Source organism: Glutamicibacter uratoxydans, assembly GCF_006539925.1.
Lineage (GTDB): Bacteria > Actinomycetota > Actinomycetes > Actinomycetales > Micrococcaceae > Glutamicibacter > Glutamicibacter uratoxydans.
In genome coordinates, this window is record NZ_BJNY01000009.1 from 24,567 (window position 1) to 41,724 (window position 17,158).

Annotated in this window: 17 protein-coding genes, 1 tRNA gene and 1 pseudogene; 8 read left to right on the forward strand and 11 right to left on the reverse strand. The window is 57.8% G+C overall.

The window, feature by feature from the left end; all coding sequences use genetic code 11:
• Positions 1 to 80: 80 nt before the first annotated feature.
• Positions 81 to 605: a SixA phosphatase family protein gene (locus AUR04nite_RS08715; protein ID WP_141364037.1), complete on the reverse strand. Its 525-nt coding sequence runs from the start codon at positions 603 to 605 to the stop codon at positions 81 to 83.
• An 82-nt stretch (positions 606 to 687) separates the two neighbouring features.
• Positions 688 to 1,473, reverse strand: a complete 786-nt coding sequence (locus AUR04nite_RS08720; protein WP_141364039.1) for a winged helix-turn-helix domain-containing protein — start codon at positions 1,471 to 1,473, stop codon at positions 688 to 690.
• A 620-nt stretch (positions 1,474 to 2,093) separates the two neighbouring features.
• On the opposite strand from AUR04nite_RS08720, the gene AUR04nite_RS08725 reads away from it, so the two are divergent.
• Both AUR04nite_RS08725 and AUR04nite_RS08730 read left to right on the forward strand, forming a co-directional pair.
• Positions 2,094 to 2,834, forward strand: coding sequence for a response regulator transcription factor (locus tag AUR04nite_RS08725; RefSeq protein WP_141364041.1), 741 nt, complete (start codon positions 2,094 to 2,096; stop codon positions 2,832 to 2,834).
• Positions 2,831 to 4,357: a sensor histidine kinase gene (locus tag AUR04nite_RS08730; protein WP_141364043.1), complete on the forward strand. Its 1,527-nt coding sequence runs from the start codon at positions 2,831 to 2,833 to the stop codon at positions 4,355 to 4,357. Before AUR04nite_RS08725 ends, AUR04nite_RS08730 begins: the two co-directional genes overlap by 4 nt.
• Positions 4,358 to 4,454: 97 nt before the next feature.
• Here the strand turns inward: AUR04nite_RS08730 and upp are convergent, their stop codons facing one another.
• Positions 4,455 to 5,105, reverse strand: coding sequence for a uracil phosphoribosyltransferase (gene upp, locus AUR04nite_RS08735; RefSeq protein WP_141364045.1), 651 nt, complete (start codon positions 5,103 to 5,105; stop codon positions 4,455 to 4,457).
• A 123-nt stretch (positions 5,106 to 5,228) separates the two neighbouring features.
• Between upp and tadA the strand changes: the two genes are divergently transcribed.
• Both tadA and AUR04nite_RS08745 read left to right on the forward strand, forming a co-directional pair.
• On the forward strand, positions 5,229 to 5,702 hold the full coding sequence (gene tadA, locus AUR04nite_RS08740) for a tRNA adenosine(34) deaminase TadA (protein WP_141364047.1): 474 nt from the start codon (positions 5,229 to 5,231) through the stop codon (positions 5,700 to 5,702).
• 87 nt (positions 5,703 to 5,789) lie between these two features.
• A tRNA-Ser gene (locus AUR04nite_RS08745) sits at positions 5,790 to 5,877 on the forward strand.
• Positions 5,878 to 6,301: 424 nt separating this feature from the next.
• Here AUR04nite_RS08745 and AUR04nite_RS18030 read toward each other — a convergent pair.
• The 3 genes from AUR04nite_RS18030 to AUR04nite_RS08760 all read right to left on the reverse strand — a co-directional run bounded on the left by AUR04nite_RS18030 (position 6,302) and on the right by AUR04nite_RS08760 (position 10,187).
• Positions 6,302 to 6,871: a hypothetical protein gene (locus AUR04nite_RS18030; RefSeq protein ID WP_174787865.1), complete on the reverse strand. Its 570-nt coding sequence runs from the start codon at positions 6,869 to 6,871 to the stop codon at positions 6,302 to 6,304.
• Between the two features lie 438 nt (positions 6,872 to 7,309).
• The gene (locus AUR04nite_RS08755; protein ID WP_174787866.1) at positions 7,310 to 8,785 is read right to left on the reverse strand and encodes a nucleobase:cation symporter-2 family protein; all 1,476 of its coding nucleotides are present in this window, start codon (positions 8,783 to 8,785) and stop codon (positions 7,310 to 7,312) included.
• Between the two features lie 19 nt (positions 8,786 to 8,804).
• Positions 8,805 to 10,187, reverse strand: a complete 1,383-nt coding sequence (locus AUR04nite_RS08760; protein WP_218024670.1) for an 8-oxoguanine deaminase — start codon at positions 10,185 to 10,187, stop codon at positions 8,805 to 8,807.
• A 177-nt stretch (positions 10,188 to 10,364) separates the two neighbouring features.
• Between AUR04nite_RS08760 and AUR04nite_RS08765 the strand changes: the two genes are divergently transcribed.
• The 4 genes and pseudogenes from AUR04nite_RS08765 to AUR04nite_RS08780 all read left to right on the forward strand — a co-directional run bounded on the left by AUR04nite_RS08765 (position 10,365) and on the right by AUR04nite_RS08780 (position 12,572).
• Positions 10,365 to 10,730: an ArsR/SmtB family transcription factor gene (locus AUR04nite_RS08765; RefSeq protein WP_170184151.1), complete on the forward strand. Its 366-nt coding sequence runs from the start codon at positions 10,365 to 10,367 to the stop codon at positions 10,728 to 10,730.
• Positions 10,727 to 11,807 (forward strand): annotated as a pseudogene (locus AUR04nite_RS08770) (cation diffusion facilitator family transporter). The gene AUR04nite_RS08765 and the pseudogene AUR04nite_RS08770 overlap by 4 nt, the downstream one beginning before the upstream one ends.
• Before the next feature lie 37 nt (positions 11,808 to 11,844).
• Positions 11,845 to 12,054 (forward strand): DUF1653 domain-containing protein, encoded by a 210-nt coding sequence (locus AUR04nite_RS08775; RefSeq protein ID WP_141364053.1) that lies wholly within the window; start codon positions 11,845 to 11,847, stop codon positions 12,052 to 12,054.
• Positions 12,055 to 12,086: 32 nt separating this feature from the next.
• The gene (locus tag AUR04nite_RS08780) at positions 12,087 to 12,572 is read left to right on the forward strand and encodes an SRPBCC domain-containing protein (protein ID WP_141364055.1); all 486 of its coding nucleotides are present in this window, start codon (positions 12,087 to 12,089) and stop codon (positions 12,570 to 12,572) included.
• A gap of 148 nt (positions 12,573 to 12,720) precedes the next feature.
• Here AUR04nite_RS08780 and AUR04nite_RS08785 read toward each other — a convergent pair whose 3' ends face one another.
• From AUR04nite_RS08785 to AUR04nite_RS08800, 5 genes are all read right to left on the reverse strand, one after another.
• Positions 12,721 to 14,028, reverse strand: coding sequence for a peptidoglycan DD-metalloendopeptidase family protein (locus tag AUR04nite_RS08785; protein WP_170184152.1), 1,308 nt, complete (start codon positions 14,026 to 14,028; stop codon positions 12,721 to 12,723).
• A gap of 441 nt (positions 14,029 to 14,469) precedes the next feature.
• Entirely contained in the window at positions 14,470 to 15,012 is a 543-nt protein-coding gene (locus AUR04nite_RS08790; protein WP_141364059.1) for a YaeQ family protein, read from the reverse strand.
• Between the two features lie 21 nt (positions 15,013 to 15,033).
• Positions 15,034 to 15,195, reverse strand: a complete 162-nt coding sequence (locus AUR04nite_RS17905; RefSeq protein WP_170184153.1) for a hypothetical protein — start codon at positions 15,193 to 15,195, stop codon at positions 15,034 to 15,036.
• A gap of 31 nt (positions 15,196 to 15,226) precedes the next feature.
• The gene (locus AUR04nite_RS08795) at positions 15,227 to 15,742 is read right to left on the reverse strand and encodes an NUDIX domain-containing protein (protein WP_141364061.1); all 516 of its coding nucleotides are present in this window, start codon (positions 15,740 to 15,742) and stop codon (positions 15,227 to 15,229) included.
• 9 nt (positions 15,743 to 15,751) lie between these two features.
• Positions 15,752 to 16,984 (reverse strand): nitrate/nitrite transporter, encoded by a 1,233-nt coding sequence (locus AUR04nite_RS08800; RefSeq protein ID WP_141364063.1) that lies wholly within the window; start codon positions 16,982 to 16,984, stop codon positions 15,752 to 15,754.
• Positions 16,985 to 17,158 lie beyond the last annotated feature (174 nt).

The window sequence follows — 17,158 nt, forward strand, 5'->3', positions numbered from 1 at the left end:
AGACAGCAGCTGGCTTCCGGCACCCCAATGACTCTTGCCGGAAACTTTTGTCGGTTGACAATCACATAATAAGGCCTGAATCAGGGCCTTGGTACAACGAAATGCGTTATGTTGCAGTCCCTTGAGTCAAGATGCGAATACGGATGCGCCGTTTCGAGCACCGTGGTGCCCAGGGTGGGATAGTTCATCGCCAGCTCATAGACCGATTCTTCGTCCGACTGCGCGCTGGCAAGGCGCAGCGCCAGCTCCTGCAGCACCGGCTGGTGGCCGATGACCAGCAGCGTGCTGACCGTATCCGGCACCTCATTGATGATCGAACACAGTGCGGAGGTTCCTGCCGAATACATCCGGGAGTCGATGTAGGGAGTTGGCCCCTTCTCGCCCAGCTCGGACAGCACCCAGGCACAGGTTGAACGGGTGCGCAGCGCGTCGGAGCAGATGATGTAGTCCGGGATCAGGTTGTTTTCCACCAGCCAGGCCCCGGCTGCCGGCGCCTCGCGATTACCGCGGGCGGCCAGCGGCCGCTCATGATCGGCGACTCCCAGCGGGTAGTCGGCCTTTGCGTGGCGCATCAGGATCAGGCGGCGGGACTGGATCGGATTCATATCTCCAGCTTAAAGCAGTATCGGCAGCCAAACCCAAAGGTTTGGCTGCCGATACTGCAGCGCTGCGGTGATGCAGCTGAAGTTAGATCGAGTATTCCGGTGCGGCCCAGACGACTACTTCTGGGTGCTCGTAGAAGCGGTAGCCCTGGCCGCGCACGGTGCGCACGGTGTTGGCAAGGCGGCCCAGCTTGGAGCGCAGGCGGCGGATGTGCACGTCGATGGTGCGCTCGTTCGGCACTTCATCGGCATTGCGCCACAGGTTCTCCAGCAGTTCTTCACGGCCTACGGTGCGGGTGCCGTTCTCCACGAGGAAGTTCAGCAGCTCGAACTCCTTGAAGGTCAGGTTCAGGGTTTCGCCATCCAGGTAGACCTCGCGGCGCGACAGGTCAATCAGCACGCCGGAAGGGCGCGGGGTGTTTGGACGAGCCTCAGCGCGGGGGCGGCGCGACAGGGTTGGGTCGCCCAAAGCCTGGCGGACAACGTCAATAGGCTCGCCCTGGGCGCTGGTTGGAGCCAGCGCTACAGCCGCATGGGTCTGGGCCTGCGGCGACAGGGTAGCCAGGAATGCGCGCACCTGGGTAGCCAGCTTGCCGAGCGACGTGCCCTGCGCCTGGGCGGCGGTTTCGTCAAGACCTACATACAGCACGAAGCCGCGTGCCGAGGCGTCTGCGCTCTGCGCGCCTGCGGACTGGACGGGGGCAGCAGTCGGCTGATGCATGGATTCACGAGATTCATGAACGTTGGAAACCGCGCGCAGTGGGCGATAGCCCGCTGGGGCATAGTTGCCAGTAGCAGCACGCTGTGCTGCAGCTGCTCGGTTCTGAGCGTTGCGAATTGAAACGTGGACGTATCCGGATCCTGCCGACATAATGTTTTCCTCTAAATTTTGTGCGAAGGCCAAGTGATTTGGCGCTGATGCTTCGGGTTTTTCTTGCGCTGCTGGAGGCCTTCATCCACCGGCAGCAGTTGGGTTTCCCGTCAACGGCTAAAGGTCAATCAAATTTCCAAAGTTGAAAAATTCGACGCGTCACCGTTGACGCCGAGCATTCGACGACAGCCTGAAGGAACCATCAGCGTCCAATCGCCGGGGTGCCTTTTACTGCTCTGCGCCTTACTCACACATCTAGTTTCCTCGTAACATTGACAACTTGCAAGTAACAATGGGGGTCTATGTCCACAATGCGAGACAATAATGTCCAAACGTGACGCCCGACACTTTAGTCAATTCTCTACTATCTAAACGCTTAACTACTCAATATGCTCAGGCTCGATCGCGAAAAATATACATTCTGCCTAGAGGGTGCACTGATGTGAATATTCATACACCCAATACCAGTGCTCATAGTTCAAACATTCGCCATACCCAGCCCTTGACCAAATTAACCACTATCTGTTTGCAAATTTCCCGCATAAAATCGACATACGGACATAGCGTCTGCACAGGTAAAACATAAAGTCAGCCCAAGGCAATAGGAGAAGCTGTTAAACATGAACGATTCTCGATTTTCCCCAGCACAGCTGCCGCGCCTGACCCACCCTGACGGCACACCAATCAAGGTGCTCGTGGTTGACGACGAGCCATCGCTGGCAGAGCTAGTTGCCATGGGAACCCGCATGCTCGGGTGGGAAGCAACCATGGCTCACGACGGCCCCGAAGCAGTGGCAACTGCCCGCGCTTTGACTCCTGACGTACTCGTTCTGGACTGGATGCTTCCAGGCTTTGACGGCCCAGAAGTGCTGCGCAAAGTCCGCACCCATCTGCCCGAAGTTCCCGTCCTCTTCCTCACGGCAAAGGATGCTGTCGAAGACCGCATCGAAGGACTCGGAGCGGGCGCCGACGACTATGTCGCCAAGCCGTTCAGCCTTGAGGAGGTGCTGATTCGCCTGCACCGTCTGGTCGAACGCTCGGGCGCTACTACCGCCGATACCGCTGAACTTGTTGTCGGCGATTTGGTGCTGAATCTAGACTCCCATGACGTTTCGCGTGCCGGCCGCGAAATCCAGCTCACCGCCACCGAATTCGATTTGCTCTCCTACCTGATGAACAATGCACGCCGAGTCGTCTCCAAGTCGCAGATCCTGGACAATGTGTGGCACTACGACTTCGACGGGCAGGCGAATATCGTCGAGCTGTACATCTCCTACCTGCGCAAGAAGATCGACGTTGATGCAGAACCGATGATTCATACCGTGCGCGGTGTGGGATATGTGCTGAAGCCTGCTGCATGAGCATGTTCTCCTCAACCCCGAAGGTGAGCTCGCCGCATGCGCTGCAGCGCACGCTGATGATCATCTTGCTTACCTCGGTCACCGCAGTTTCAGTGCTGCTCGGGGTCCTCTACAACGCCGGCATGCGCCAGACGCTGATGGACCAGGTCGGCGAGCAGCTCAAGCTGACGACCGAACGCGCGCTGAATTATTCGGCAGACATCAGCAATGGGAAAATCCAGGCTCCCGGCCAGTCGGCAGGCACACTGACCGCACGCTTCGACCGCCTGGTGTTCTTCGGCGGTGTGCTGGACAAGAAGACTGGCGAGTTCAAGCAGCTGGGCCAGCAGGACGCCATCCCGATGGTGCAGCTGCCGGTCAGCGATGTGAGCACCCCGGGCAACTTCCACCCGCGCCGAGCCAAGCTGACCGTGGGCGACTACTATCTGGTCGCGGTCAAGGATTCAGGGTCCAACTCCGTGCTGGTCGTCGGCCTGCCGTTGGCGGATACCGACATGGCGCTGCGCGAAATGGCGTGGTTGACCCTGTTCATTGCAATGATCCTGATTGTCGGTGCAGGCCTGGCCGGCTCATGGCTGATCAGCAGGTCGCTGGCTCCGCTCAAGCGCGTGGCTATCGTTGCCACCTCGGTGGCCGATGCGGATCTTGATTCGGGCAAGGTGGAGCTGACCCAGCGGGTCAACGACAGCGATGCCACTCCGGGTACGGAAGTCGGCAATGTGGGCTATGCGCTGAACGCAATGATCGACAACGTCTCCACAGCATTGACCGTGCGCGAAAAGTCCCAAGCGCAGATGCGCCAATTCGTTGCCGATGCATCCCACGAGCTGCGCACGCCGCTGTCCTCGATCCGCGGCTACACCGAACTGATTGCCGCCACCGAGCATTTCTCCCCGGACGGCCAGCGTTCGGTGGAGCGGGTGCTTCAGCAGAGCAGCCGCATGAGCTCGCTGGTCGAGAACCTGCTGCTGCTGGCGCGCTTGGACGAGGCGAACTCCTTCCGCCGCGCCAAGCTGGATCTGGGACTGCTGACCGCCGACATCACCGAGGACTTCCGTGTCACAGCTGATGACCACATCTGGGAATTCGACTGCGAGGATCCGCAGACCTTCGTCAATGCCGATGCGTCCTCGCTGCGCCGGGTCATCACCAACCTGCTGGCCAACGCGCGCAAGCATACCACTCCGGGCAATACCGTCACCATGACAGTCAGCCAGGATCTGGACACCGACGAGGCAGTGCTGCGCGTGCACGACACCGGCGAAGGCATTGACCCCGAGTTCCTGCCGAAGGTCTTCGAACGGTTTACCAGAGCGGACAAGGCACGCTCCGGCTCTGATGGGACGACGGGGCTTGGCCTGCCGATTGCCAAGAGCATCGTCGAGGCCCACGGCGGTTCAATCAGCGTCGAGTCGTCGCCCGGCAACACCACTTTCGAAGTCAGGCTGCCGCTCTACGACGAGGCGCAGGCCGGGCAGGACACCGGCACTGCTGCATCGACCCAGCACACCACCGGGGCCTAGCCTCTGCCGGCTTCTGTTCAAAGCACGCACAAGGGCGGACAGTTCATGCGAACTGTCCGCCCTTGTGCGTGCTTCTTCGAAAAGCCCTGCGGGCCGATTAGGAAATCGGAGGCGGGGTCACACCGTACAGGCGGTCGCCTGCGTCGCCAAGGCCAGGAATGATGTAGGCCTTTTCGTTCAGCTTCTCGTCCAGCGAGGCAAGAACTACATGGACCTCGTCATTGTCGCCATGGGCCTTCTGCAGGCGCTCAACGCCCTCAGGCGCGGCGATCAGGCAGATGCAGGTCACCGATTCTGCCCCGCGGTCGAAGATGAACTTAATGGCCTCGGCCAGGGTGCCGCCGGTGGCCAGCATCGGATCAAGGATGAAGACCTGGCGGCCGGTCAGGTCATTCGGCACGCGGTCTGCGTAGGTGATGATGTCCAGGGTCTCTTCATTGCGGGCCATGCCCAGGAAGCCGACTTCAGCGGTCGGAACCAGGCGGGTCATGCCTTCGAGCATGCCAAGGCCAGCGCGCAGGATCGGGACGACCAGCGGGGTCGGCTTGGCGATGCTGGTGCCCATGGTGGTGGCTACCGGGGTGACGACCTCAACCTGTTCGGTCCGCACCTCTCGAGTTGCCTCGTAGGCCAGCAGGGTGACCAGCTCATCGGTCAGCTGGCGGAAGATCGAGGACGGGGTGTTCTTGTCTCGAAGAACCGAAACCTTATGTGCCACCAACGGGTGGTCGACTACCTGTACGCGCATGTCTAGAAATCTATCAGCACAGGCTTTGAATAGACGAGGGAATCCGCGCAATTTCCGGGCCTAGGCACTGATTAAGTGCCCAAGAAAACACCAAAGAGGCTGAACACGTAAGGTTAGAGAACTATGAACCGCGAACACGAAGCCTGGATGGACCTCGCCCTTGCCGAAGCCAGGGCGGCCCTCACAACAGATGACGTACCCATCGGGGCAGTGATCATCTCCCCCACCGGCGACGTTCTGTCCACCGGGCGCAACGAGCGCGAAGCCGTCAAAGACCCTACCGGCCATGCCGAAGTCATCGCCATCCGCAACGCTGTGACGGCGCTCGCCGCCCAGGGCCAGGACGACAGCTGGCGTTTGGAAGACTGCACGTTGGTAGTCACCTTGGAGCCATGCGCCATGTGTGCCGGAGCCATCGTGCTCTCGCGCATTCCGCGCTTGGTATTCGGCGCTTGGGATGAAAAGGCCGGGGCCTGCGGCTCGGTCTTCGACATTGTCCGCGAACCGCGGTTGAACCACTGGGTGGAAGTCTATCCGAGGGTCAAAGAACAGGAATGTGCGGAGATCTTGCAGGACTTCTTCCGTTCCAAACGCTGAGCAAAATGTGTTTCGAACCACTTAGCTTGAATTAACCGGTTCTCGTTTTGGTTTTCACCTGTGGTTCGTTATAGAGTTATCAGGTCTGGTGACGTGTCCGAGCGGCCGAAGGTGCAACACTCGAAATGTTGTGTACGGTAACCCCGTACCGTGGGTTCAAATCCCACCGTCACCGCGTAGAGCAACCCCGAGAATCATTGAATTCTCGGGGTTTTTCTTTACCCCGCAGGGTCCGCGTTGGCTGAGAAGCTTATTTTGATGGCGAGATTTTGGAGGCCTAGGAATCGATTCCTTGGCCATCATGAGACAAGGCAGGGGGAGAATAGATGAGCAAATCAACGACAAGCAGGTTGGTCACTGCGCCAACTTTTAGAAGACTAAGAGGCAGCTTCCTCTGCGAGGCTCGCTCTTGCTGAACCCATTGATAACCCCGCGCCACCGCAAGGTGGCACGAGACGAGTAAATCAATTGGTTCGTAAAAGCCACCTAGTCGAAAGTGTCAATAACTTCCCAAACTTCGAAAATGTACTCGATTTTGAGCGATTAAATCGCCTACACCTAGTCTTGCACAAGCTAGTCGGTTGGATTCATGGAAAACTTTAAGTTTTAATCAAGGGAATACCCAAGGAGATAGATTTGAAGAAGCCACTTTCCATACTCGCAATTGCCGCGCTGTCCCTTTCAGTTGCAGCTTGCAGCCCTAGCGAGAACACCAATCCAACCCCCGCGGTAGTTCCATCCCATGCATCCACAACATCTGGTTCTCCAACCGCTTCAACTACGGAATCGGCAAAACCATTAAGTGAATCAACTGCAACCAGCGCTGCGACCAAGGACATTCCTCCCACAGCCACACTAGCTTCAACACCTACACCGAAGGCTGCCGTCGTACCGACCCCGCAAAAAACGGCCAAACCGGCACCAAAGCAAACGGTCAAACCATCCCCAAAACCATCCGCCAAGCCAAAACCCAAGGCGAGTGCTAAACCAGTACCGAAGGTTGCACCCAAGGCAACAGCAAAGCCAAAACCGAAGCCAACAGCCAAGACAAATCCTGCACCGTCAAGAAAATCCACTCTAGGCACCGTTCGAGGTGGTGCTTTCTGTTCCGGCGCTGGTTCTAAAGGCGTATCGAGTGCAGGAAATACTTTGACCTGCAAAACTGCCAAAGATGGACGCCTACGCTGGATGCGATAACCAGCCGTTCGGATAGGTGAATTGTCCGCTAGGATTGTTGGCGGCGCCAACATTTCGATTCAAAATCGCGCTTAGATCGAGACAAAGTCGCGGAAGATTCCGGGCAAACATAGTGAAATCATTCCGTTATAGCCTCGTAATTTTTCGCCCTGGGAGTTTTTTAAACCCTACCGTCATCGCTAGGGAAAGCGACGGAATCTTAAAGTTTCTCCGCCGTCGGACGCTGGCTGGATGGGGCTTCTATTCTTTGCTCGGCTTCGCCGCAAGACAACTAATGCGGACAGCCACAGCGAACGAGCAAAGCAAAATCTGAGCTTGCGGACAATCGATCCCACATCACCCTACCGTCGATGAAAACAGGCGGCCGTTGCGCTTTAAGCAGCGGCCGCCTGTTCAATATGGATGAAGCGCTAGTCAGCGCATGGAATGTGGTTCGACTTCGAGTCGTACAGCTTGCCGTCCTGCACGTAGTCGCCTTCCTGCAGCTCGCCGAGCATCGCCGAGGAAATCCGCCGGTTGCTGGCCTCGGCCATCACCGATTGCGGTCGGTTTCCCTTGATCTTCAGGTGGTTGAACAGCAGGTTCAGCACGATGGCCATGATGGCCGAGGAGCTGATGCCAGAGTGGAAAATCGTGACGAACCAGCTGGGGAACTGGTCGTAGATGTTCGGAGCAACGATCGGGAACATCCCGAAGCCCAGCGCCGCGGCCACGATCACAAGGTTCATATTGCCCTCGTACTTCACTGTGGACAGGGTGCGGATGCCTGAAGCGGCCACGGTGCCGAAAAGCACGATGCCTGCGCCGCCGAGAACCGGGGTGGGGATCGCAGCCACGAAGCGTCCGAGCACCGGCAGCAGCCCGAGGATGACCAGGATTCCGCCGCCGGCCGTCACGACGAAGCGGCTCTTCACGCCGGTGATCGCCACCAAGCCCACGTTCTGCGCGAAAGCGCTCTGTGTGAAGGAGTTGAAGATCGGGGAGATGGCACTGGAGATCATGTCCGCGCGCAGGCCGTCGCCGACCCGCCGGGCATCAGTCTTGGTGCCAACGATCTCGCCGACCGCAATAATATCTGCCGAGGTCTCGGTCAGCGTCACCAGGATGACGATGACCATCGACAGGATTGCGGCTACCTGGAACTCCGGCATGCCAAAGGCGAAAGGCTGCGGGACGGCGAACACGGGGCCGTCCAGTACCTTGCTGAAGTCGGCCATTCCGGTAGCCGCTGCGATAATCGTTCCGACCACCATGGCCAGCAGGATCGACAGCCGGGACACCGCTGCCACGCCGACCTTGCTGAAGAGCACCACCAGCACCAGTGTGGCTCCTGCCAATGCCAGGTTCTGCACCGATCCATAGTCTTCGGACTTGGCGTTGCCTCCCATGGTCCAGCCGGCTGCGACCGGCATCAAGGTCAGGCCGATGGTGGTAATCACCGTTCCTGCCACCACCGGCGGGAAGAAGCGGATGATCCGCGAGAAGACCGGGGTGATCAGCAAGCCGATGATCGACGAGGCGATCACCGCGCCGAAGACGGTGGCGATGGAACCGCCGCCTTCAAGAATGGAAATCATGGTGGCAACACCGGCGAAGGAAACGCCCTGCACCAGAGGCAGCTGGGATCCAAAGAACGGAATGCCCACCGTCTGCAGCACGGTGGCAAGGCCGCCGACGAACAGGCAGGAAGCGATCAGCACGCCGATTTCGGCTTCGCCGAGGCCCGCTGCGGTGCCGATGATCAGCGGCGGGGCAATGATGCCGCCATACATCGTGAGCACATGCTGCAAGCCGAAGCCGATGTTCTGCGCCATGGGCAGGCGCTCATCCTCCGGCCGCTGGCCGCGCTTCTGCTGCGCAGCGGTGCTAATGCGTGAACTAGACATGATTTTCTTTCCTCCCTAGCTATGCGTACTGGCGGACCGGAGCATCAAGGTCAACCAGCGCCTTTGCATGTTTGGTATGGCGGTGGATCAGCTCTGGAAGATCCAAGCCTGGAATAGCTCCGTCGACAACACGCCACTGGCCCGCAACCATCACGCGGTCGGCCTTGTCTGCACCGCACAGCAGCAGTGCGGCAATCGGATCGTGGCTTCCCGAGAAGCGCAGCTCATCGGTGGTGAAGAAGGCGAGATCAGCCTGCATGCCCACCTCGATCTTTCCGATGTCGCTGCGGCCCAGCACCTTGGCCGAGCCTGCAGTAGCCCAGTTCAGCGCGCGCTGCACCGGCACATCAGCTCCATAGCGGAGGCGCTGCAGGTACAGTGCCTGGCGGACTTCAAGGATCATGTTCGATCCGTCGTTGGATGCCGAGCCGTCGACACCTAAGCCAACGGGGACGCCGGCAGCTTCAAGCTCCAGCACCCGGGCGATACCCGAGGCCAAGCGCATGTTGGACGTTGCGCAGTGGGCCACCGCAGTTCCCGCAGCGCCCAGTTGCTGGATTTCATCGGCGTTGAAGTGGATGCCGTGGCCCAGCCAGGTCTGCGGTCCCAGCCAGCCGACGCTGTCCAAATAGTCCAGCGGCCGCAGGCCGAAGCGTTCAAGGCAGAATTCTTCTTCATCCAGCGTCTCGGCCAGATGGGTATGCAGCCGTACGCCGTACTTTTCTGCCAGCTTCGCGCTTTCGCGCATGGCATCCGTCGTCACAGAAAACGGGGAACACGGCGCCAACGCAATTTGAATCGTGGCCCCTTCCTCGCTCTGGTGGTACTTCTCGATCAGGCGCTGGCTGTCGGCCAGGACCACATCGAGGTCCTGCACCGTGGACTGCGGAGGAAGCCCGCCGTCCTTCTCCCCTAGGGTCATCGAGCCCCGGGTGAGTGTGGCGCGCATGCCGAAGTCGCGCACCGCGGCCACCTCGATATCGATTGACTCGTCCATGCCTTCGGGGAACAGGTAGTGGTGATCGGCCGCCGTGGTGCAGCCCGACAGCAGGAGCTCCGCCAAAGCCACACGCACTGCTGCATCTAAGGCATCTGGAGTCAGCCGCGCCCACACCTTGTAGAGATTCTGCAGCCACGGGAACAGCGGCGCATTGGCTGCCGGCCCCCATGCGCGGGTGAGCGTTTGGTAGAAGTGGTGGTGGGTGTTGACCAGGCCCGGGGTGATCACATGCTTGCTGGCGTCGAATACCTGGGTGTACGCGGTGGTCGGCACAGCCCCTGTAGGGACGAGTTCAACAATCTTGTTGCCTTGAACGACAATGCCATTGGCGGCGTCGGTGGAGCTGAGGATTCCTTGCGGATTCTTGATCCACAGGGCAGTAATGTTCGGCACGGCCGACATTCCTTTCGTTGACAAAAATGAAATGCCAGCTCAGTTATGCCTGTCTGCTGATCCAGGGCGCCTGCGCGCACCTAGGACACTATCAGTGACCTGCATCACTAAACAAGGTTTTTAGAATTAAAATCTTGCAATGCGAAATTTACTGTCGAGCAAAGTCCTTTGTTCAATAATCTGCGTATGGATGCAGATAAGAAGATATGCGGATTAGAGCCGGATGGGCAGTACGTTGAACTTGCGGTGGAAGTCTTCGGGCTGCTTGCAGACGCTACGCGCGTACGCATCATCTTGGCGCTGCGCAGAGGCGCAGAACTCTCGGTGAACCACTTGGCAGAAATCGTCGGGAAGTCGCCGGCCGCAGTTTCGCAGCATCTAGCCAAGCTCCGCATGGCCCGCATCGTGTCCACCCGCCAGGAAGGGCAAAAAGTCTTCTACAAGCTGGAGAACGAGCACGCCTCGCAGCTTGTCAGCGATGCCATCTTCCAGGCAGAACATTCACTGGGCGGAACTCCGCGCCACCACCACAAAGACCGAGGCCAAGCATGACGCAGCATCATCACGACCATGATCACGGGCACCACGCTCATGGGCACGGCCACGACCATGACCACGGTCATTCGCACCCCACAGGAATCAAGGGCTTCCTCTATGGAATCTTCGTCCCGCATTCGCATGACGCCGCCGACTCGATCGACGACGCCATGGAAGCCCACTCAGAAGGCATCCGCGCGCTGAAAATCAGCCTGGTTATCATGCTCGCTACGACGGCAGTCCAGGCATTCATCGTCGCATTCTCCGGTTCTGTCGCGCTCTTAGCCGACACCATCCACAATCTTTCCGATGCGCTGACAGCGGTGCCCTTGTGGATCGCTTTTGTCCTTTCGCGGCGTGCAGCGACCAAAAAATATACCTATGGCTTCAACCGCGCAGAAGATCTCGCCGGCCTGTTCATCGTCCTGATGATTGCGCTCTCGGCGGTCATCGCGGCCTGGGAAGCGATCACCCGGATCATCGATCCGAAGCCCATGGAAAATATTGGCTGGGTCATCGCCGCCGGCATTGTTGGATTTTTTGGGCAACGAGGCAGTTGCCATGTATCGCATCCGGGTTGGAAGGAAAATCGGTTCGGCCGCGCTGGTCGCCGACGGCGTTCATGCCCGCACCGACGGATTCACTTCACTGGCAGCGGTGATCGGCGCGGCAGGCGTCCTGCTGGGATTCCCGTTGGCAGATCCGATTATTGGACTGCTCATCTCGGCGATGATCGCTGTACTGCTGGTGGGCACGGTTAAGTCGGTGGGCCGCCGGCTGATGGACGGCATCGAACCAGAACTGGTCGAACGGGCAGAGCATGCACTTGAACACCTGCCAGAGATCGCTGAAGTCCAGCAGGTTCGCCTTCGCTGGATGGGCCACCGGCTGCATGGCGATGCCGTCGTGATCGCTGATGCGTCGACCGCAGAGCAGGCCGATCAGGTGGCCCTCGCCGCTGAAGCTTCCGTCAAAAAGCATCTGCCGAATGTTGACGACATGACCATTCGAGTTCGCCCTTCAGCATCGGTTGGTCCAGGTGCCGGGTCGGGATCTTCAGATATTCTTAGGACACCCGAACAGCACGGCTGATCGAAGAACTGCAGTCCACGTCGAAAGGCCGCAATCCATGAGCGTTGAGCCTGGAATCTACGAACACTTCAAAGGGCAGCGCTACGAAGTCCTTGCCGTTGGCAAACACAGCGAGACCGAGGAAGCGCTCGTTTTCTATCGCACGCTTTATGGCGACTACAGCTTTTGGGCACGCCCACTGGAAATGTTTGAAGAAAATGTCGAGCGCGAGGATTACAGCGGCCCACGGTTCCGGCGCATCGCGTAGCACCACACGATACTCTGCAAGAAAGGAATGCTATGGACGCCGATCTTGATTTCACAGTCGAAAAGCTGATCCATGCACCGGTGCCCGCGGTTTGGGACGCGTGGACGAGCCCTTCCTCATTTGCCCAATGGTGGATTCCCAAACCCTATCTTTGCCGCGTCGAGCATTTCGAGGTATCTTCCGGCGGAGGCTTCATTACCAACATGAGCGAGGATGGCAAGGTTTACAGCCCGCACATGGATGCCGCGTTCCTGATTGTCGAGCAGGAGAAGAAGATCGTTTTCACCAACGCCGTCGACAGTGCACTGCGGCCCGCTGCGCCCCAGCCGGTGGCTGTCACCGGCGAGGTAAGCCTCGAAGCGCACCCAGAAGGAACGCTCTATCGAATCACTGCAAGGCACGGCAACAAGGAAGCCCACCGGCTCCATCTAGAACTAGGGCTGGTGGAAGGATGGACCTTGGTCACCGAACAGCTGGCCGAACTGGTCGAGCGGCGGCCAGCCAGCACAGAGCACTAGTCGATTTCGTACTCTTCGATCTGCACCCCGAGCATGAAGAATGCCCGTAAGCGAAAAATTTTCTCTTACGGGCACCCTCTTTAGATACAACTTCCCAAAACGAACACCGGTGGGGTTTCCATACGTTCCCTACATCATGACGGCATAGCTAGCCATTCTGGCTTGGCTTGCTATAGGTTCCCTTGGGATAAATTCGACCGTGTTCAAGAGTATTGATAATCTCCCGACTCGTCTGCGTGTTGCAGTTCACCATTGCCCAGTGCAGGTGAGGCCCAGTGACATTTCCCGTAGCTCCCGAGTATCCAATAATCTGTCCCCTGGATACGTACTGCCCTCGGTCGATAATTGTTCGACTCAAATGTGCGTATTGAGCACACTTGTTATCACCGTGGTCAACAAGAATTTGGATGCCCGCGCCACTCGTAACCCAGCCTTCGAAGTACACCCGCCCAGAAGCAGATGCACGAATTGGAGTTCCCGTATTCATTGCGAAATCAACTGCCGTCTTGTTGTAGGCATCATTGTGGGAGAACGAATCTTGCGGTGATTGCGTGATCTTGTACTGCGCTCCCTTGGTAAAAGGGAGCCGGTAACCGGGATCAGTGTAGACATCAGCTACAGCAGTCAAAGTGAATGAACGACTCTTAGCGCCAGCCCCACAATCCCAAATAAGTGCGGCGGCTCCATCCCAAGTTGAGGTGTTGCCACCCTGAATATCTAGGCACTTGTTGGTATTGTGACGCGGTCGAAACTGTACATCCCGAAGTGAACCTGTCGGCGAGTAAACCAGGTACTGCGAATCTCGGGATGACCATCCTTGGGCTCCCCAAATTTGAAGTTTGACCCCGTTCTGGTTTATCTCGTTCCCCGAGAGATCCCACTGGTTCGTCCCTGCCACCTTGGACTCGACGCGATAAAAAGCGCCCCTGTGGCTTGTAGCTCCCAACTTGATGAACCGGAACTGTTGAGCTGCTGAGCCGTTTGCCGTCCACTGTCTAATTTTTGTACCTGAAGTCGTACTTCCACCGGCAACGTCAAGCACCTTACCGCTGTGATTCGCGCGAATGGTGTACCACTTCTGCGTGCTCAGCCCGGGAACGGTTGCCCCGCATTCAGCGATACCGGAAGGTGCAGAAGTCTGGTTGCTCGTGAAATCGGCTCCGTTGACATACCAGCCGTTAGAAGCTCGGTACCAGAGGTCGCTCGTAAGTTTGTAATCATTGCTGTAGATCTTCTGCCCACGCACCCAACACCGAACTGTTATTCTCGTCCCGGTGCCAACAGTGCCCATGACAGGAAGATTCTTTCCTCCAGCACTCAGTGCAGGTTCTACAAACCACTGAGCAGGACCAAGTCGAACTGTTAGTGTGCTATCCGCTTGGGCTGCAGGAACGACGCCAACTAACATTGCTAGTGCTAAAAACACGGCCAAAATTGTAGCTAGAAACCGCTTCATGCCCATTCCTTTCTTCGTCGTTGAAGATTCGTAAGGACGAAGATATCAATAGCGCAGAATTAAAACAGTAGAATCTTTTTAGAAAAACCTAACAAAAAATAAAGATCTTGATGACTAGTGCATTTATAAAATGTTCCAGTTAGAGCGTATGCCACAAAGTTGACACCAGTGAATCTAAATTAGTATTTGGTTCAAGTGGCGCCATTAAACCAAACACAGGCGAATTCGCAACGATAGGCGATCCAATAAATTAAGAACGAATCACCACGGATGCCTATAACTTCTCAGCACCCAAACTCACGAAACTCGAGCGCACTCATCAATGCATCTTAAAACCCGGTGCAGTCGCCCAATACTCAGCGCTGTATTATTCTCATAAATTCATCGCATGAATGACTCCGGGAAATGCAACCCCTCAAACAAGCGAGCTAAAGAAGGCCACTAGTCGATTTCGTGTTCTTGGATTTGCGTTTCGAGCATGGTGCCATTAATTTCCAAGTAGACCTGGCCTTCGGTCACGGAGAGTGAAACGTTATTGCGCCGGGTCAGTTCGCGCGCCGCGGCGTCGATGAATTTCGGATCGAAAGAGCGCACCAAAATATCCTGCGACTGGTGAATCGTCTTGCCCTTCCATGAAGCCAGCAGCCGCTGCGGGTCACGGTGGGTGTAGACAGCGGTTCGCTCGGCCTGCTTGCTGCCGAAGTGCAGGCGCTGGGCATCGGGAGCACCGACTTCAATCCAGGTAGTAATCAATCCGGTGAGATCCTTGATGAGCACTGCCGGCTCATCGTCAGAGGACACGCCTCCGGCAGCGAAATTAATGCCTTCATCATATTCAAGGCAATAGGCCAAGACCCTCGTCACCATGTAGGCATCGGTTTCTGAGGGGTGCTGGGCTACCCGCAGCGACAGTTCTTCATAGACGCCCCGGTCCATGTCCGAAAGCTGGATTTCAAAGGTAAACATCGTTGCGCCAATTGCCATAAGCACAATTTTACCGGCTGGTCACAGCTCCTCCGGCTCAGCACGAAGGGACATCAACATCAGGGCCATCGACAAAAGAGCGGCCAGCGTCGCCAGCACGCCCATGAGGACATTGGGAATCGAGAAGGCTAGCACCGCAACAACAGCGAAGAGGGGCATCCCAAGCAAGCTGATCTTCTTCATGCTCCAAGGCTATGCAAGCAACACTTGTTTATCAAGAAGTTGGCGGAACAACACGCAAGCCATCTAGCCAGGGCAAGAATAATGCAATTGAATCCGGCATGAATTCTTGTGGAACTTCACGGATCCTCGCCAAAAGCTCCTCGACGCTGGTCCACTGCCCCTGGAGAACTTCAGATTCCTGCAGTATCGGTTGTTTTGTGGTCACTGTCCAGTAGCGGAATGCGTGGTAGCTGGTGTGCTCGTCGCTGTATTCCCCATCGGGCAGCCGATGCAGGGCGCTGTCGATGCCAAGTTCTTCAGCCAGTTCCCGCTGGGCCGATTCATCGGGTATTTCACCGGCCTGGATGACTCCCCCGGCGGTGAAATCCCACCGTCCGGGATAGACGTCCTTAATCCAGGTGCGCTGGTGGATGAAAATTTGTGCATCTTTGTTGAAGACAACGATCCCCGTGGCGCCGTGGTGAAGGTTTTCTGCCCTCACGCGCGAACGCGGGGCCCGGCCGATGGCCTGGCCCCGCGAATCGAAAAGTGCTGCAATTTCTTCCATACCTGGAAGCTACATTCCTCCGCGGCCCTTTGTACCGCGCAACATGCCGGCAACCACCAGGGCAAAGGTGCCCACGATCACCAGGAACCAGAGCCCCAAGGCGTAGGAGTTGGTTTCAGCATGATAGGTAGCGCCCATGACCAGTGGCGGGAAGTAGCCGCCGAGGCCGCCGGCCGCTGCCACCACGCCGGATACCGCACCCACCTTCTCAGGAGGAGTCGAAGGGCCGATCCAAGCGAAGACGGCGCCCATGCCAAGGCCCATTGCCGAAGCCATCAAGATGAAGGTGATGCCGGTGAGGATGCCCTCTGCCGGCTGCTGGCCCACCGCGTAGGCCAGGGAGACGATGCCTGCCAGCGAGATCAGCGCGATGATCTTCGGGCCGAACTTGTCGGCCAGCACACCGCCGATTGGGCGGGCGATCACGGCCGCCACAGCGAACAGCGCGGTTCGCGTACCAGCGCCGACCGGGTCGACCTGGTCGGGGTAGATGGTCACGAGGTACTTGGGCAGGAAGGTCGAGAACGCCACGAATCCGCCGAAGACGATGCCGTAGAGGAATGACATTTCCCAGGTGATCGGCAGCTTCAGGGTCCCCAAGACCTTCGGAATCAGCGGCTGCTTGTTCGGCTTCCACACAGGCGATTCGCGCATGAAGAACCACACCAGAACCGCCATGAGAATCAGCAGGCCGGCGATAAACAAGTGGGTGCCGAAGTAGCCGAAGCCGCGCAGCAGACGAGGGGTTTCAAAAGCCGAAATCGCTGTGCCAATCATGCCCATACCGAAGATGCCGTTGGCCAGACCACGGCGGTGAGGCTCAAACCAGGCGCTGGAGAACGGGACGCCGACGGCGAAGATCGTGCCTGCGATGCCCAACAGGGTTCCAGCGACAATCAGCAGCGGATAGCTCTTGATGGATCCGGCGAGCGCTACCAGCATCACCGCCGGCACGCTGGCCAGCAGGACAATGGTGAACATCTTGCGGGCGCCCATGCGGTCTGTGAGTGCGCCGGTAAAGATGCGTCCGAGTGCGCCGACTAAGACCGGAGCGGCAAGCATGAGCGAGATCTGGCCCTCGGAAAGGTTCATGCCTTCTGAGTAATACTTCTGGATTGGGGCGATGAGCATCCACGCCCAGAATCCAACGGCACTGGCAAGTGTTGCGAGCAGCACCTGCGGAAGCTGTCCCCGAAGCGCGGGGCTAGTATCGGTTTTGGTCGATGAGTCTTTTTCACTCATTCGGAACCCCTCCAGAGGGTCGTGTGGTTGGTGGTGATCGATCTGCTTCTACTGAGCACCATAAGCGCTAACTCTCGTACTTGCTAGTGTCCTGTCAGACATTTTCCCAAGTAAACCGGTGATGGTTGACACCTGAACATATGTGCAGGGCACTTGAAACTTCACGGGCAAAGG

Excerpts from the sequence above, each read along its gene's own strand:
- AUR04nite_RS08715 (WP_141364037.1), bottom strand. The coding sequence starts at position 605 with ATGAATCCGATCCAGTCCCGCCGCCTGATCCTGATGCGCCACGCAAAG.
- AUR04nite_RS08720 (WP_141364039.1), bottom strand. The coding sequence starts at position 1,473 with ATGTCGGCAGGATCCGGATACGTCCACGTTTCAATTCGCAACGCTCAG.
- AUR04nite_RS08725 (WP_141364041.1), top strand. The coding sequence starts at position 2,094 with ATGAACGATTCTCGATTTTCCCCAGCACAGCTGCCGCGCCTGACCCAC.
- AUR04nite_RS08730 (WP_141364043.1), top strand. The coding sequence starts at position 2,831 with ATGAGCATGTTCTCCTCAACCCCGAAGGTGAGCTCGCCGCATGCGCTG.
- upp (WP_141364045.1), bottom strand. The coding sequence starts at position 5,105 with ATGCGCGTACAGGTAGTCGACCACCCGTTGGTGGCACATAAGGTTTCG.
- tadA (WP_141364047.1), top strand. The coding sequence starts at position 5,229 with ATGAACCGCGAACACGAAGCCTGGATGGACCTCGCCCTTGCCGAAGCC.
- AUR04nite_RS08755 (WP_174787866.1), bottom strand. The coding sequence starts at position 8,785 with ATGTCTAGTTCACGCATTAGCACCGCTGCGCAGCAGAAGCGCGGCCAG.
- AUR04nite_RS08760 (WP_218024670.1), bottom strand. The coding sequence starts at position 10,187 with ATGTCGGCCGTGCCGAACATTACTGCCCTGTGGATCAAGAATCCGCAA.
- AUR04nite_RS08765 (WP_170184151.1), top strand. The coding sequence starts at position 10,365 with ATGGATGCAGATAAGAAGATATGCGGATTAGAGCCGGATGGGCAGTAC.
- AUR04nite_RS08775 (WP_141364053.1), top strand. The coding sequence starts at position 11,845 with ATGAGCGTTGAGCCTGGAATCTACGAACACTTCAAAGGGCAGCGCTAC.
- AUR04nite_RS08780 (WP_141364055.1), top strand. The coding sequence starts at position 12,087 with ATGGACGCCGATCTTGATTTCACAGTCGAAAAGCTGATCCATGCACCG.
- AUR04nite_RS08785 (WP_170184152.1), bottom strand. The coding sequence starts at position 14,028 with ATGAAGCGGTTTCTAGCTACAATTTTGGCCGTGTTTTTAGCACTAGCA.
- AUR04nite_RS08790 (WP_141364059.1), bottom strand. The coding sequence starts at position 15,012 with ATGGCAATTGGCGCAACGATGTTTACCTTTGAAATCCAGCTTTCGGAC.
- AUR04nite_RS17905 (WP_170184153.1), bottom strand. The coding sequence starts at position 15,195 with ATGAAGAAGATCAGCTTGCTTGGGATGCCCCTCTTCGCTGTTGTTGCG.
- AUR04nite_RS08795 (WP_141364061.1), bottom strand. The coding sequence starts at position 15,742 with ATGGAAGAAATTGCAGCACTTTTCGATTCGCGGGGCCAGGCCATCGGC.
- AUR04nite_RS08800 (WP_141364063.1), bottom strand. The coding sequence starts at position 16,984 with ATGAGTGAAAAAGACTCATCGACCAAAACCGATACTAGCCCCGCGCTT.